Here is a 14,569-nt window from a genome sequence, read left to right as displayed (position 1 = left end):
AAGCTGTCACGCATTTAAATCACTTATTAAGATTGCAGGGGAGCAGGGGGGCAGGGGGGCAGGGGAGAGAATTAGACGAATTTTCTTCTGTTTCCAAACAATCCAATTTAAATGCGGAACAGCTTAGGATGCGATCGCTCCCGCAAAACTGGCGCACTTGATATTCCCCATCGAGCAGCTGGTATACAGAGAGTCCTGCATTGAGCCGGAAAACTTGGAAAGGTAGTACATCATGTTTTAGCCTGACATCAAGGAGACAGAAGCTACAACTAGAGTTTCTTCTCTGAATCCTTAAAAATTATCAAATATACCATTTTTCCATAACTCTACAACCTCATTGGCTGTAAAATATCGTTCTTGTTCCAAAGCCAGAGATTTAATTGTTGAGCGCATTTTTTCGTATTTCTCTCTCGGTTGAGGATTTTGCAGTAGTTTTTCAAATAGATATTGAAAATTGCTAACTCCACTCCATTTGCCAAACACAACTTCGATCGTATTATACTGGAATACTGCATAACTTTTAGGATCGCAAAATAAAGAATTGACATGGATACCTGATTCATGGCGTTGAGTAGCCTTAGAGTAAGGAGAAGCAGGACGAATCCCCAATTTTTCAATGTAATTTGTCACCTCGGCAATAGCATCATAGTTAATTCCCTCAACTTCTATACCGAAGCGAATTCGCAACCCATTTAACACCTGCTCCAAGGCAACATTTCCGGCTCGCTCTCCTAAGCCGCAAAATGTCCCTGAAACTAAAGTGGCTCCTGCCATGACAGACTGGAGAGTATTTTCCAAAGCCATACCCATATCATTGTGATAATGTACCCCCAATGTAACTCCTGTGGTAGATTGGAGCAGATCGTTAACCCAGATATAACTTTTTTCTGGATTCAAAATACCAACTGTATCACAAAGTAAAAAGTTTTCAATATAAGGACTAAAGGAGCGAATACATTGCACTAAATAATCAAAATCGGCTCTCGAAGCATCCTCAGCAGCAAAATCTACTCTGAGTCCAGCAACCCTTGAAGCATAGTGCAAATTTTCTACAGCTAAATTAATAGCATCTTGGCGGATTTTATTAATTATTCCTGCGGGAATATTATCATCAATGGTTTTGCCTTTAAATTCGCTCATCAGTCGAACTTCGGGGTTTCGCAGAAACAGCAGTCGGTCAGAAAGCCCAAGAAACAAAATAATACGTTTAACACCGTAGTTTTTCGCTTTATCAATATACTGCTTTCCCATCATTATAGAAGCAGTGATGAGTTTGTCCCATCCTTCGCTGACTAATGATTGGACTAACTCTTCTTCTTGCTGACAAACAGCAGGCATAATGGCAAGCCCATGAACTCTTGTTTGACCAATCAAATGGGCAAGTTTATGTTTGGTTGGATAGGAGAAGAAAATGCCTGCTTGTTGTTCTCCATCCCGCAAAGTTTCATCATAAATTTTGAGTGAAATAGTTTCCATGATTTCTCCGATCGAACTAATTTCTTGTCAAAGTTAACTTCTGGCTGCGGAATTTATTTATTATTGATAGTTGCAATAACTACCTGTCTAGTATCTACCTCAGCCGATGATTCTGTTGAAATTTCTTGAACTGTATCAGTTGATATTTCAACTTTTTTTATTTTTTAAGCTAGAGCATGACTAATTTTTCCTTGTATAGCTGAAATTGCCACTGTTCTTGGAGAGGCTAAATAATTTTTACCTGATGGGTCGCCGCTACGTCCTTTAAAATTACGATTGGTTGCATAGATTCCGGTTTCTTCTTTGGCTAAAACTCCCAGGCCAGAATTAATACAAGCTCCACAACCTGACTTAAGAATCTGTGCTCCTGCTTGTGCAAAAATATCAAGATAACCTAATTCTTGGGCTTGTTGACGAATTTCTATACTAGCAGGAACTATATACAATTTTACGCCTTCTGCTACTTGCCGATCGCGTAAAACTGCTGCTGCTTGGGCAAGATCGTAAAGTTTTCCTCCTGTACAAGAACCAATAAAAGCTTTAGTAATGGGAACTTCTCCTAATTCGCTAATGTTTACTACTTGGTCGGGTTTGGGGGGACGTGCCACTTGGGGTTCTAAGTGGCTCAGATCAAATTGATAAATTTTTTCGTATTCTGCATCGGAGTCTGCAACAATTTCGGTAAATTCTTGAGAAGTGCGATCGCTCACATACTGACGAGTTACTTCATCTGTTGCTATCAAACCACACATTGCCCCACATTCGATCGCCATATTTGCCAATGTCATGCGTTCGTCGAAAGGCAATTCTTCAATAATAGAGCCGCGAAATTCCATAACTTTTCCCGTTGCACCAGCACAACCAATTTGTCCCAAAATAAACAAAATTATATCTTTGGCACTAATATTAGCAGGTAGGGTTCCCGACAACTCAAATACTAAAGTTGTTGGCACTCGAATCCACATATCTCCCATCGCAAAAATATTTGCCATATCTGTCGTTCCCACCCCAGTAGAAAACGCTCCTAATGCGCCATAAGTGCAGCTATGAGAGTCTGTTCCAGCAATTACCATTCCTGGTCGAATCAACCCTTTTTCTGGTAATAAAACATGACAAATTCCCGCTGCTTCTCCGGGTGAAACTACATCAAATAAGTGACATCCTTGAGTTTTAGCAAAGTCAATCATCTCTTCATACATTAAATAAGCTTTGTTATCTTCAGGACGAATGTCAGTAACTTGAATAAAGTGATCGGCAACTAAAACTACTTTTTGTGAGTCCCATAATTTCGCATTTTTGCCATAATTTTGATAGAATACTTTGGCTACTGGCCCAGCTACGGCATCGTGGGATAAAGCTAGGTCAACTTTAGCAAAAACTACTTCTCCGGGTGCCACGTAGGAATTACCAGAAGCTTTAGCTAAGAGTTTTTCAACTAGAGTCATCGGTCTAGGAGAAGTTAAGCTGGAAGGAATGGTAATTTCTCCCTGACGACGCTTTTGATTAAAGGGAATTAATCCTCCCGCAGCGGCGATCGCATTCACTACTGGATTCTCTCGTTTTTCCCCTAAAATTTCTAGAGTTAGCCCTATATTAATACTATTGCGATAAAAAATTTCGGCGAACGATCGCGCCCGAATTTTTTTAATTCCCGCCGCTCGCAAAGCAATAGGAGCAACTTCTCGACTCGAACCGCAGCCAAAATTTTCCCCCGCTTCAATCACATTATATTTTAATAATTCTCCCACACCAATGATATGTTCTAACGCATATAGTTTTAAATGATCTAAGTCATTATTTGTCGCTCTGGCGGCAGGAATAATATCATCAGTATTGATATCATCCCCTAAATGTAAAACGTTCTTTTGATTGTTCATATTTTTTAAAGTTCCTCCAACAAAAGGTTAACTAGAGTTTCCGTATTCACCAAAATTTCTTCTTTTTGAGGAAATAAATCGGCGGTGCGATAGCCTTTAGCTAAAACCCGCTCCTGTGCTTGCTTAATTCTTCGAGCAGCTGCTTTTTCTCCCCATTGTTCTAACATTAAAACACCAGCTGCCAGAGTTCCTAAAGGATTAGCAATTCCCTTTCCCGCAATGTCTGGAGCTGTGCCATGAATTGCTTCATAAAGACCGAATCCATTACTATTAATACTAGCCGATCCTAATAGTCCGATCGAGCCAACTAAAGCACCACCAAGATCGCTGAGAATATCTCCAAACAGATTTCCTGCCAAAATTACATCAAATCTTTGAGGATTTAGAACCATTTGCATTGCTAAATTATCCACTAACATTGGTTCAATAATTACACTAGGAAATTTGGCAGCCTCTTCTTGTACTAAACGAGTCCAAGGTAAATGAGGCAAGGCATTTTCTTTATGGGCTACTGTCAGCAATCCTCGGCGTTTTTCAGCTTGTTGTAATGCTGTACAGGCAATTCTACGAATTTCTTCATCATAATAGCGCATTGTATGATATCCGTAAATTCCTTTTTCATCTGAAGCTCTCCCCGATGGGCCAAAATAGATCCCACTGACCAATTCTCGAACGATTAAAATATCTAATTGTTTAACTTTTTCTGGTTTAAGGCTTGATTTATGTAGTAAACTGTTAAAACTGCGAATTGGTCGCAAATTACAAAAAAAATCGAAGTGTTTTCGTAATTCTAGGAGTCCGCCTTGGGTAACTGCACCAAAGACAATTCCATCGGCTCGATCGCACAATTCAATAGTCACTTCTGGTAAATAACTTCCCATTTTTTCCCAAGCAATTGCACCCAGTAAAGCATATTGTACTTCCAAAGTGAATGCTTCAAGTCTAGCTACTTCTTGTAAAATTGTTAAGCAAGCTTCTACAACTTCTGGGCCAATTCCTTCACCACTAATGGCAACAATCCGATAGGGTGAACTACGAGGCTTTTTAGGCCACAGTTCAGATGTTTTTGCCGTGGAAGTATTAGTTAAAGACTCCATTTTTCCCTAAACCTCTAAACCTAATTGAAATTACTCCTTTTGTTCCTTACAGAGTATACCTTTATGAGATTTTTGACGACAGTAGCTGGCATCATGACTATAAATTATGCAAATTACCCTAGAACTTTCCGAAATTCACCGTTGTTAAGATTAACCGAATATTTAACAAATTTGTCTATCAATAAATTAGGTTCTCCCGTACTTGTGGTGGAAAAGCCTAATTTTGGGGACTGGGGACTGGGATTCCCTATAAAATAAGCACTTTGCTAATTCATTAGGTTTACTTATCATCATGAGTACGGGAGAGCCATCCAAATTAACAGCCGTTCTGCTGGTTTTTCATGGAGCGGGTAGACAGAGAATTCAGGAACACTTAGCCGATCGCTTTCACTACTATAGATATATCCGAAAAAGGGCTACCCCACTTTAACAGCAATGTCAGAAACTACTTTACCTGCAACTCTGATTGAATCTCCGCCTACCCAAGCCGAACTTCCTTATGATGATGGTGAGCCGATGGAAAGTGCAAGACACAAAGTGCAGATGGATTTGCTGATCGATGCCTTGATTCCTTGGTTGTCACAACGAGAGGATGGGTTTGTTGGCGGCAATATGTTTGTCTACTACAGTCTGGCGCAGGTGCGAAACCAAGACTTTAAAGGGCCAGATTTTTTTGTGGTGTTGGGTGTCCCTAAAGGTGAACGCAGAAGTTGGGTTGTTTGGGAGGAGGGAAAAGCACCCGATGTGGTGATTGAGTTGCTATCAAAAAGTACCGCTGCGGCAGATAAAAACGAGAAAAAGCTGATTTATCAAAACCAAATGCGGGTGCCAGAATATTTCTGGTATGACCCCTTTAACCCTGATGATTGGGCGGGTTTTTCGATTCAACAAAGAGTTTATCAACCTCTAATTCGTAACGATCGCAATCAACTACTGAGCGAATCTTTAGGATTAGCTTTGCAGCAATGGCAAGGAAATTATAAAGGGATTGATGCAATTTGGTTACGCTGGGCAACTTTGGAAGGAGAATTACTGCCAACGCCTGAAGAACAGGAACGTCAACGCGCAGAACAGGAACGTCAACGCGCAGAACAGGAACGCCAACGCGCAGACAGGGTTGAGTCACAGTTATTACAAACTGCAAGCAACTTACTGGCAAATGGAATGACGGTGGAACAGGTTGCCAGCGTTACAGGTTTGGATGTATCTGCGATCGCAATACTACTCGGTTAAGATTGCTCAAAGAAGTAAATGTTGCTACCGCAACTGGATTTAGTAAAGCCCAGATTTTTCAAGATGCTCAAATATCCCTTTGCGGCTACAGTTGGAAAAAGTTATCAAATTATCTTAAATGTCGGAGTGTCAAAAAGTATTTTTGTGCGATCGTTAAGAAATTTTGGTACTTGTGAATCTATAACTTAGTCCCATGAGATAAAAATAGCATTTACAATTAGCCTGTTTTACGAGCAAGAAATAATCTGTAAAAATCAAATTGAGCTTATGTCATTAACCAACCGAGCCAGAATCCTCTATGATTCTCCGTTAAGTAACCCCCGCAAGGCGATACCGATCGTTCTTTTCCTAACCGTGCTAGTGATTATCAGTGCGATCGTCCTGATTCGCAATTTTTTTGGCGGTATGTCTCCTGCGGGTTTTCAAATCTTTCTCCTTAGTCTGGGAGGAACACTACTAATCTCGATTATTCCTCTATCAATTTTGTGGTTTTTAGACCGTCGCGAACCAGAATCAAAGTGGCTTTACCTAATTGCCATTCTCTGGGGTGCTTTAATCGCAACTGCGCTGGCTTACCCGATTAACACCTGGATAATTGAAAATATTGGCAATCTGGTGAAAACAACTCCCATCCTTAAGACTATTTATGGTTCTGATGCCAAAACAATTATTGGCGCACCAATAGCAGGTCCGATTGTCGAGGAAACCACCAAAGGATTAGGGATTTTGCTTTTATTCTGGCTTTTCAGGTCAGAATTTGATGGGGTGCTGGATGGGTTTATTTATGGTGCGCTGGTAGGAATTGGCTTTAATCTGCTGGAAGCGCCGTTTTATGTGGCGAAAGGATTTATCGCTACGGGGGATGTGCCTCTGTATTTTCAAATGGCCGATCGCTTTGCCCTCTTTGGTTTAGCCGGACACGCTCTGTATTCAGGTCTATTTGGCATGGGGCTTGGTTTAGCTCGCCAAACAACTCGTCAATTGCTGCGGTATGCGGCACCCGTAACTGCCTGGTTATTGGGTTTTGTAGGGCACTTCCTCAATAATGCGATCGGTCTAATTCTTTTCTCAGTAGTCTATCTGGTGACGGGTAAATCGATCGCCACACAAGAACCTGCCAAACCAGCCGTTTCTGCGGTTGTTGAACCTTTTCTCAACCAGTGGTTTCAGCATAGTGCCATCAGAGCGATCGCCTTTTTCCCATTTTTTCTGATTGTGGGGGTAATGCTCTGGCAAAGTGGTCTTTGGGAGTTGCAGGTGATTCGGGATGGACTGGCAAATGAAAAAGAACCAGTGATTACGCCAGAGGAATATGAGGGGGTGAAGGGCGATCGCTTATTTGCCACTCGTCGCATTCCTGGGTTGGATCGACGCACATCGTATGCGATCGTCCGCGCACAGAACGAACTGGCGATTCGCAAATGGCGCGTTAATCATGACGGAAAAGATGTGGAAACCGATCCTCTAGTCGCCTCCTGGCGCGAGGAGTTGGCACGGTTGCGCGATCGAGTCAAGAACGCGGTTATTTGATGAAGAAACCATAAACAAACACATCTTTTACCGCATTTGAGGTAAAATTTGATACTGGTTTATCTGAACGAGTTTGAGTTATTTCCGTTCGCGTAGCGATCGCCAAACCGGACGCATAACTATTATCAACCCTGTCACAGACACCGAATTTTACAACTACATCTACAGCGACGTAGACGAAGGTTGTTTGTAGTAACCTAATTTTTTGCCATAAGAGTAACCAATGAAAATTCAAACAATTGCCCTCGCATCTATTCTGTCTTTGACATCTCTGAGCATGGCTATTACCGCCAAAGCTGACACCGTTCAAGCTCGTTGTGACGTTTATCCCAAAGGCGAAGATCGGGCTTCCTGGTATGGCCCCTGTACCTTTTCCCAAAGACAAGGTTTTGTCAGCATTCAACTGCAAAATGGCAGACGCTACGAACTGCGTCCAGTAGGCAATCAACCCAATAACTATCGAGATCAAAATGGTCAACGCGCCTATCGGGAATCAGGAGGATTAGGTGACTCAGGAACCATTTATCGCCTTGCCAAAGAATCAATTTTTGTTTATTGGAACTCAGGTTCTAATAACAATCAATCTTCATCTAATAGTTCTTCTCCGACTCCAGTTACGAGAATTATTCGTCGCACTCCCAACCAAATTACAGTTCGGATTACGGAAGGTGAATTTAAATATTCAGGAGTTCTCAGACGCACCTCTGGCAATACTTTCATTGGTTCAGATGGGCGAGTGCGCGTGATTTACGATCGCCAAACCGGACGCATCACAGTTATCAATGCCGTCACCGGAGACGAATTTTACAACTACATCTACAGCGACGTAAACGAAGGTAGATTATAGTTAAAATAATTTTTTCGTGAGGACTACTAAATGAAAATTAACTTCAACCAAAAATTGACCGCATTAGGAACTGTAGGATTAACCATTGCCACCTGGCTTTTACCCTTCGTTCCCACAGCATCAGCAGAAGTTCTTGCCAGAGCACATGGACGTTGCAAACTCACAGAAGAAAGTTCTCAATACCCTCGATTTGACGGGCATTGTATCGTCAAGCAAAAACAACAAGGCAGCACAGTGATCTTCATAGTTGAACTAGATAACGGATCTCAGTATCGCTTTTTTGGCCCAGATAGAGAATCGCTGCAAGTAGAAACCCACGATGAACTCCACAACGTCCGCTTTAGAGATGAACCGGACAGAGGAGTATTCACTTGGGAGGAAGATGGAGCCAGACAACGCTTATCCGTGAAGCTAGACAGTCAATATCCCACCAACGTTTCCCACGATAACGATCGCAAACCATCAACAGGTGAAGTGGTTGCAGGTGTCGCAGTTGGGGCTTTAATCGTCGGACTCTTAAGCGGAAAACATGGTTCCTCTTCCTCTAACTCAAATAACTCAAATACTACCCAAGCACGAGTCGGTGCATCCGTCCCAAATTTAGAAGATTTAGTCGGTGCTAGAGCCGGACAAGCGGAAAATACCGTGCGCGATCGAGGTTACGTTTGGGTAAAGGCAACTCAACAAGCAGACAGCGCCTATAGCAACTGGCGAGAACGGCGCACCGGAAACTGCGTCGCCATTAGAACCACGAATGGACGGTATGCAGCCATTGTTTATGCTCCCAAGGCAGATTGCGATCGCTAAAACTTAACAAACCCAAAGACTAATTCAACATTAAACATTCAGAGGGTGAAATCATGAGCAATCAAAGACCAACCGGAGTAACAATTCTAGCCGTCCTGCAAATTATTGGCGCGGTTTTAAATCTGCTAATTGGCGGATTCAGCCTTTTATTTGGAGGAGCGATGTTAACGGCAGGAACAGCAGGAACAGCAGGAACAGCTGATGCTGCTGCTGCGGCACAGATCGGCCCGATGATGGCAGGATTTGGCATTGCTGGGATTATCAGTGGCATCATCGGTTTAATTGGCGGGTACGGTTTGTTTACCCTAAAAGGATGGGGTTGGACTTTAGCGATCGTATTTGCCGCCTGGAACATCATCAGCAATCTGATAGCAATTTTCACCAAGGTAGGAAATGTTGCTGGCGCAATTGTCGGAATTGTCATCTCAGGACTGATTATTTACTACCTCTCACAATCAAATGTAAAACGAGCCTTTGGTAAATAGTTAGCAGATTCATCAAAGGATGTTTGAAATGGACTGAATACTCAAAAATCAAAAGTTTTCAGTCCATTTTAATGGACTTTCGCTATTAGCCTGCGAATTGATAAGGCAGGCGGGCTAAAACCACTCCCAGAACAACCGATGAACAACAAATCTTTAACCATTGGTGGAATATTCCTTTCCCTTCTGCTAACAGGTTGTCCCACCAACCCACCACCAGAAACCACCACCTCAACCCAAGAAACTCAACCAACAGCAGCCACACTAGTAGTTGATGCTACTGAGAAAAACGCATTGCAGCAAGCCATTACCAATTACATCAAACAACAAAAACAAACAGTAGAGACAAGCGATCGCTTTTTTGCCGAGACGATCGACCTAAACGGCGACAGTATCAAAGATGGCATAGTCGTTTTCAGCAGTCCCTACTGGTGCGGCACAGGAGGCTGCACCATGCTGATCTTTCAAGGACAAAAAAACCACACCTATCGCTTAGTCTCCACCACCTCCTTAGTTCGTCCGCCCCTCACCGTCAGCGAAACCAAAACCAACGGCTGGCGCGACTTAATTTTCACAGTCAGCGGTGGTGGAATGCCAGCCAAAACCATCGCGTTAAAGTTCGACGGCAAAAAATACCCCACCAACCCCTCAGATTTACCTAGTCTGAGTGCCAAAACACCCATAAAAGGAACTAAACTGTTTCCCGAAGGCAGTCAACCTCAAACTCTATCTCTCTAAGCAACAGAGGAGTCAATCTTCTTTGGGCAAACAGTTCCTTTTTTTCACAGCAAACCAAATCCTTTATTAATTCACAGGAGTTCACAATGACTGAAGTTATTTGGGCAAAAGGTTTCGGTAGTACTGGACCCGATACAGGCAACGACATCGCCACGGACAGTAGCGGCAACCTCTACACCACAGGCAGTTTCTCTGGCAGCGTCACCTTCGGGACTACGACCCTGACTTCCCAGGGAAACCTTGATTCATACATCACCAAACAAGACAGTAGTGGCAATGTAATTTGGGCAAAAAGTGTCTCCTCTGGAACTACCAATATTGCCCAGGCTATAGTCACTGACAGTAGCGGTAACATCTACACCACAGGCAATTTCTCTGGCAGCGCCACCTTTGGGAGTGTTACCCTGACTTCCCAAGGTGGCACTGACATCTTCGTAACCAAACAAGACAGCAGTGGCAATTTTACTTGGGCGAAAAATTACGGGAGTAATGCTACCGATCAAGGCTTCAACATCACCACCGACAGTAGTGGCAACCTCTACGTCACAGGTATTTTGAGTGGCAGCGCTTACGTCACAGGAGGTACTTTGAGTGGCAACAATACTCCTGGGAGTACGAAACTAACTACCGTTGGTGGCGGTGACATCTTAGTAACTAAACTGGACAGCAATGGTAGTGTCGCTTGGGCGAAAAATTTTGGTTCTACCGCTACGGATCGAGGCTATAGCATCGCCACCGACAGTAGTGGCAACATCTACACCACAGGTTCTTTCACTGGCAACGCCACCTTTGGGAGTGTTACCCTGACTTCCCAAGGTGGCACTGACATCTTCGTAACCAAACAAGACAGCAATGGTAATGTCGCTTGGGCGAAAAATTTTGGTTCTATCACTAACGATACTAGCTATAGCATCGCTACTGACAGTAGTGGCAACCTCTACACCACAGGTAATTTCGCTGGCAACGCCACCTTTGGGAGTGTTACCCTGACTTCCCAAGGTGACAATGACATCTTCGTAGCTAAACTGGACAACAGTGGTAATGTTGCTTGGGCAAAAAGTTTTGGTTCTAACGGTAGTGACGTAGGTGACAGCATCGCCACCGACAGTAGTGGTAATGTCTACACCACAGGTTTTTTCACTGGCAGCACCACCTTTGGGAGTGTTACCCTGACTTCCCAAGGAGCCAGTGACATCTTCGTAGCTAAACTAGACAGCAGTGGCAATGTGGTTTCGGCGATCGGTATGGGGGGTAGTGGTAACGATCAAAGCAGAAGTATCACCACCGACAATAGCGGCAATGCTTACATCACGGGCGGTTTCAATGGCAGCGCCAGTTTCGGAACTAAACTTCTAACTTCTCAAGGAACCAATGACATCTTCGTAGCCAAACTTAGTCTGTTACCTACTGTTACCCTTGGTCAAACTACAATTTCTAAAGAACAGGGTCATGTCAACGGTACCTTTACGATTACCTTAGACGAACCAGCACCTCAAGGCGGTCTAGTTGTCAACTATAACCTTGGCGGAACTGCTACCAATACCACTGATTACACCTTAGCTACAGGCACGAACATTACTGCGGTTACACCCACCAGTTTTACCATTGCTGCCGGACAAAAAACTGCCACTTTAAATGTTGTCCCGGTTGACGATACTTTAGTTGAGCCAACTGAAGCTGTCCAACTCACGTTAACCAGTGGTAGTAACTATAAGTTGGATACCTCAAAAAGTGGAGCGATCGTCCCTATTATCGATGATGATATCGCCGTTCCCCCTACCCTTACTCCCACCATCTCGATTCTTTCCGGTATCAACCCCAGTGAAACAAACAGCAGCAAAGGCACCTTTCTCCTTACCCTAGACAACCCCGCCCCTCCAGGTGGTCTGACTATCAACTATGCTGTAGCTGGAACTGCTACTACTCCCGCTGACTACACTTTAGCCACAGGCAACAACATTACTGCTGTTACATCTACTAATTTTACGATTGCTGCCGGACAAACCACCGCTACCATAGATGTCAACCCCTTTGATGACAACATCGTTGATCCGAATGAAACCATCCAACTTACCTTAAACAATGGAACTGGCTATACAGTTAGTGCTACTAAAAGTAACGCTTCTCTGACCATTGCTGATAATGATGTCACTCCCCCCACTACCCCAAATCTTCCTACTCTCCCTACTATCACTATTGCGCCAGGGACAAATCCCAACGAAAGAGGTACGATCGACGGTACTTTTCAAATTACCTTAAACAACCCAGCCCCCGCTGGTGGTTTAACTATCAACTATAGTCTCGCCGGAACTGCTACTCGTACCACTGACTACACCCTCGCCACAGGCAACAACATCACCGCTGTTACCACTAACAGTTTTACCATTGCTGCCGGACAAACCAAAGCTACCTTAAACGTTACTCCCGTTGACGATGCGGTGCGGGACCCGAATGAAACCGTCCAACTGACTTTAAATACTGGTACTAATTACAATGTCGGTGCTGCTAATAATGCCACTCTCACCATTGCCGATGATGTCCGCACTGTCAGTATTGCCCCTGGTACAAATGCCAACGAAAGAGGCACTCTCAACGGCACTTTTATCATTACTCTGGACAACTCAGCCCCCGCTGGTGGTCTAACTATTACTTATAAAGTGGGAGGAACTGCTACCGAAACCACTGATTTCACTCTCACATCAGGTAGCAATATTACCGATGTTAGACCCAAAAGTTTTACTATTGCTCCTGGACAAACCACTGCTACCATAAACGTCAGTCCGGTTGACGATGCAGTATTTGACCCTAATGAAACTGTTCAACTCACTTTAGAAAACAGCACTCAGGATAACTATTCCCTTGGCACTAATGCTCAAGCTAGTATCATCATTAACGATAATACACCGACTGTTAACGTTACCTCTCAAGGATATGCTTCCGAAAGAGGTTTGGTGAATGGCACTTTTATTATTACCTTAAACAACCCTGCCCCGGCAGGTGGTCTAACTATCAACTATGGTGTGACGGGAACTGCTACCCAGAACGCTGATTATAACTTAACCACAGGTACTAATATTACCAACTTAACTGCTAATAGTTTTACGATTGCGGCAGGACAAACTACTGCTACTTTAAATGTCGCCCCACTTACTGACTCTGTATTCGATCCCAATGAAACTGTTCAATTGGTTTTAAATAATGGTAATGGTTATAACCTTGGTAGTGCTGTTAATGCTAGTGTTGCGATCGCCGATCTAGAAGATTGTTTCTGTGATTATATTACCGCTCCCGATCTAAATAATTTGCCTGGTGTATCTATCAATTTAAATCCATTTGACGATCTCCTAGATGGTAATGAAGACCCCAATTTTTTGGTCGGCAACTTTAGAAATGATGAGATTTTCGGTTTTGCTGCCAATGATTTTCTCCTTGGTGAAGGAGGTAATGATAATTTAGTTGGTGGAACTGGAAATGATGAAGTTTACGGTAGTACCGAAGAAGATTGGGTTGCTGGTGGTGAAGGCAACGATTTTCTCAATGGGAACCAAGCTCAAGATTACGTTAATGGTAATGAGGGTAATGATACGGTACGCGGCGGTCAAGATACTGATTTCGTGCGTGGCGGTCAAGGTAATGATATAGTCTACGGCGATAAAGGCGATGACATTTTAGCTGGTGATAAAGGCGACGATACTGTATTTGGCAATGGTGCTGATAATTTATCAGGAAGTACCGATGATGATATTATCTTTGGCGGTGAAGGTAATGATTTGCTCTTTGGTAATACTGGCATAGACTTTATTTTTGCTGAGGATGGAAATGATTCTATCTTTGGTGGTCAAGGACAAGATTTTCTATTTGGAGAAGCCGGAAAAGATCTGGTTTTTGGCAATAAAGGTAATGATTTTCTTTGCGGTGATGAAGGGAATGATACTCTCTACGGTGGCGATGGAACTGACCTTTCCGATCCTGATATTGATGAAATTTGTGGTGGTAAAGGTGATGATTTAATTTTTGGTAATTTAGGGACAGATTGGCTGAGTGGTGAAGCTGGTAATGATTCGATTTATGGGGGTAAAGGTGATGATACTTTAATTGGTGGAGATGGTGATGATTTCCTCAGTGGCGATCTAGGTAATGATTCGATTTCTGGTGGGAATGGAAGCGATCGATTTGTGTTAGCTTCTGGCAAAGGTGGTGATGTAATTGTTGATTTCCAAGATGGAGTAGATTTCTTAGCTTTATCTGGTGGTTTAACTTTCCAACAACTAGCGTTTACCCAAAGTGGAAATAATACGGTTATTACTCAGCTTGGTAGTAATCAATTGTTGGCAACTTTGAATGGGATTGCTGTTAATTTAATTACTCAGGCTGATTTTGTTTCTTTGCCTTAGTTTGGTACGTTGTTGCGCTTTAGCGAAGACAGCGCAACAACGTAATACTTGACATTTTTTTCTGGTTCATATAGCTTGATAATTAAAT

At 43.1% G+C, this 14,569-nt stretch carries 11 protein-coding genes and 1 pseudogene; 8 read left to right on the top strand and 4 right to left on the bottom strand.

The genetic code is table 11. The features are described from left to right. Positions 1–291: 291 nt before the first annotated feature. The 3 genes from ACE1CA_RS05800 to ACE1CA_RS05790 all read right to left on the bottom strand — a co-directional run bounded on the left by ACE1CA_RS05800 (position 292) and on the right by ACE1CA_RS05790 (position 4,450). The gene (locus tag ACE1CA_RS05800) at positions 292–1,476 is read right to left on the bottom strand and encodes a 2-isopropylmalate synthase (RefSeq protein ID WP_413278490.1); all 1,185 of its coding nucleotides are present in this window, start codon (positions 1,474–1,476) and stop codon (positions 292–294) included. 164 nt (positions 1,477–1,640) lie between these two features. Further along, a complete protein-coding gene (locus ACE1CA_RS05795) occupies positions 1,641–3,353 on the bottom strand; it encodes an aconitase/3-isopropylmalate dehydratase large subunit family protein (RefSeq protein WP_413278491.1) in 1,713 nt (570 codons plus the stop codon). Positions 3,354–3,358: 5 nt separating this feature from the next. Next, the gene (locus tag ACE1CA_RS05790; protein WP_413278492.1) at positions 3,359–4,450 is read right to left on the bottom strand and encodes an isocitrate/isopropylmalate dehydrogenase family protein; all 1,092 of its coding nucleotides are present in this window, start codon (positions 4,448–4,450) and stop codon (positions 3,359–3,361) included. A gap of 435 nt (positions 4,451–4,885) precedes the next feature. On the opposite strand from ACE1CA_RS05790, the gene ACE1CA_RS05785 reads away from it, so the two are divergent. The 3 genes and pseudogenes from ACE1CA_RS05785 to ACE1CA_RS05775 all read left to right on the top strand — a co-directional run bounded on the left by ACE1CA_RS05785 (position 4,886) and on the right by ACE1CA_RS05775 (position 7,213). Then, positions 4,886–5,683 (top strand): Uma2 family endonuclease, encoded by a 798-nt coding sequence (locus ACE1CA_RS05785; RefSeq protein ID WP_486517674.1) that lies wholly within the window; start codon positions 4,886–4,888, stop codon positions 5,681–5,683. After that, positions 5,680–5,769 (top strand): annotated as a pseudogene (locus ACE1CA_RS05780) (aspartyl protease); the annotation flags it as partial. The gene ACE1CA_RS05785 and the pseudogene ACE1CA_RS05780, both read left to right, overlap by 4 nt. A 181-nt stretch (positions 5,770–5,950) precedes the next feature. Next, the gene (locus tag ACE1CA_RS05775) at positions 5,951–7,213 is read left to right on the top strand and encodes a PrsW family intramembrane metalloprotease (RefSeq protein WP_413278494.1); all 1,263 of its coding nucleotides are present in this window, start codon (positions 5,951–5,953) and stop codon (positions 7,211–7,213) included. Here ACE1CA_RS05775 and ACE1CA_RS05770 read toward each other — a convergent pair. After that, complete coding sequence (locus ACE1CA_RS05770) at positions 7,206–7,448, bottom strand: hypothetical protein (RefSeq protein WP_413278495.1); 243 nt, start codon at positions 7,446–7,448, stop codon at positions 7,206–7,208. The genes ACE1CA_RS05775 and ACE1CA_RS05770 overlap by 8 nt on opposite strands. Between ACE1CA_RS05770 and ACE1CA_RS05765 the strand changes: the two genes are divergently transcribed. The 5 genes from ACE1CA_RS05765 to ACE1CA_RS05745 all read left to right on the top strand — a co-directional run bounded on the left by ACE1CA_RS05765 (position 7,437) and on the right by ACE1CA_RS05745 (position 14,481). Continuing rightward, positions 7,437–8,060, top strand: a complete 624-nt coding sequence (locus ACE1CA_RS05765; protein WP_413278496.1) for a hypothetical protein — start codon at positions 7,437–7,439, stop codon at positions 8,058–8,060. The two genes, ACE1CA_RS05770 and ACE1CA_RS05765, sit on opposite strands and share 12 nt — an antisense overlap. A gap of 30 nt (positions 8,061–8,090) precedes the next feature. Continuing rightward, a complete protein-coding gene (locus ACE1CA_RS05760) occupies positions 8,091–8,867 on the top strand; it encodes a hypothetical protein (RefSeq protein ID WP_413278497.1) in 777 nt (258 codons plus the stop codon). A gap of 53 nt (positions 8,868–8,920) precedes the next feature. Further along, on the top strand, positions 8,921–9,352 hold the full coding sequence (locus ACE1CA_RS05755) for a hypothetical protein (protein WP_413278498.1): 432 nt from the start codon (positions 8,921–8,923) through the stop codon (positions 9,350–9,352). Positions 9,353–9,490: 138 nt separating this feature from the next. Beyond that, positions 9,491–10,087 (top strand): hypothetical protein, encoded by a 597-nt coding sequence (locus ACE1CA_RS05750; RefSeq protein WP_413278499.1) that lies wholly within the window; start codon positions 9,491–9,493, stop codon positions 10,085–10,087. Positions 10,088–10,173: 86 nt separating this feature from the next. After that, positions 10,174–14,481 (top strand): beta strand repeat-containing protein, encoded by a 4,308-nt coding sequence (locus tag ACE1CA_RS05745; protein ID WP_413278500.1) that lies wholly within the window; start codon positions 10,174–10,176, stop codon positions 14,479–14,481. Positions 14,482–14,569 lie beyond the last annotated feature (88 nt).

This window comes from Floridaenema evergladense BLCC-F167, from assembly GCF_041929205.2.
In the GTDB taxonomy this organism is placed as follows: domain Bacteria; phylum Cyanobacteriota; class Cyanobacteriia; order Cyanobacteriales; family Aerosakkonemataceae; genus Floridanema; species Floridanema evergladense.
The sequence above is the reverse complement of the archived record's forward strand: the minus strand, read 5'-3'. Positions and strand labels throughout refer to the sequence as shown.